The 696-nt window shown below is 70.7% G+C and carries 2 protein-coding genes; both read left to right on the top strand.

All coding sequences use genetic code 11. The annotated features are described in order from the left end of the window. The first annotated feature begins 30 nt into the window (after positions 1-30). Entirely contained in the window at positions 31-375 is a 345-nt protein-coding gene (locus JNK74_28935) for a DUF2190 family protein (protein ID MBL7650207.1), read from the top strand. A 6-nt stretch (positions 376-381) separates the two neighbouring features. Next, positions 382-696 (top strand): hypothetical protein (locus JNK74_28930; protein MBL7650206.1); only part of this gene is annotated, 315 nt, incomplete at its 3' end.

Raw genomic sequence — 696 nt, 5'->3', positions numbered from 1 at the left:
TGACGGCCCGGCCAACCAGGAGAACGCAGCATGCAGACGTACATCCAGGAGGGCCGCACCCTCACCCTGACGCCCGCGGCCGATGTGGCCGCGGGCGTCGGCTACCTCTTCGGCGCCGGGCTGTTCGGCGTGGCGCTGGCACCGGTGACCAGCGGCGCCGCGGGCGAGTTCATCACCGAAGGCGTGGTGACCATCGGCAAGACCAGCGCGCTGGCGATCAGCGTCGGCGATCGCGTGTTCTGGGATGCCACCAACAAAGTGGTCAACAAGACCGCAGCCGCGCAGGTGTGCGTGGGCGTGGCCGTGTCGGCCGCGGCCAACCCGTCGAGCACGGTGAGAATCAAGCTCGGCACGTATCTGCCGGCCGGGACCTGATCGACCATGAGCGCGATCGGGGCGATGCTGACCGTGTCGGTGGACCGCATCTACGCCATGGACGGCGAGGATGCCAGCTTCACCGCGCGCGACGCCGCCCCGGTGCCGTGCTCGGTGCTGATCGACCACAACCTGCAGCAGTACGGCGAGACCGCGCGCGTGGCGGGCAAGACCGTGGCCGTGAGCGTGCGCGTGGTGCAGGTGCCGGCCATGCCGCGGCGCGGCGACACCTTTGCGGTGACCGGCGGCGAGCTCGCCGGGCGCACGCTGGTGGTGGATTCGGTGCTGCGCTCGGATGCGCTCGAGCATACGGTGCTGGCC

Source organism: Candidatus Hydrogenedentota bacterium, assembly GCA_016791475.1.
Lineage (GTDB): Bacteria > Hydrogenedentota > Hydrogenedentia > Hydrogenedentales > JAEUWI01 > JAEUWI01.
The sequence above is the reverse complement of the archived record's forward strand: the minus strand, read 5'-3'. Positions and strand labels throughout refer to the sequence as shown.

Excerpts from the sequence above, each read along its gene's own strand:
- JNK74_28935 (MBL7650207.1), top strand. The coding sequence starts at position 31 with ATGCAGACGTACATCCAGGAGGGCCGCACCCTCACCCTGACGCCCGCG.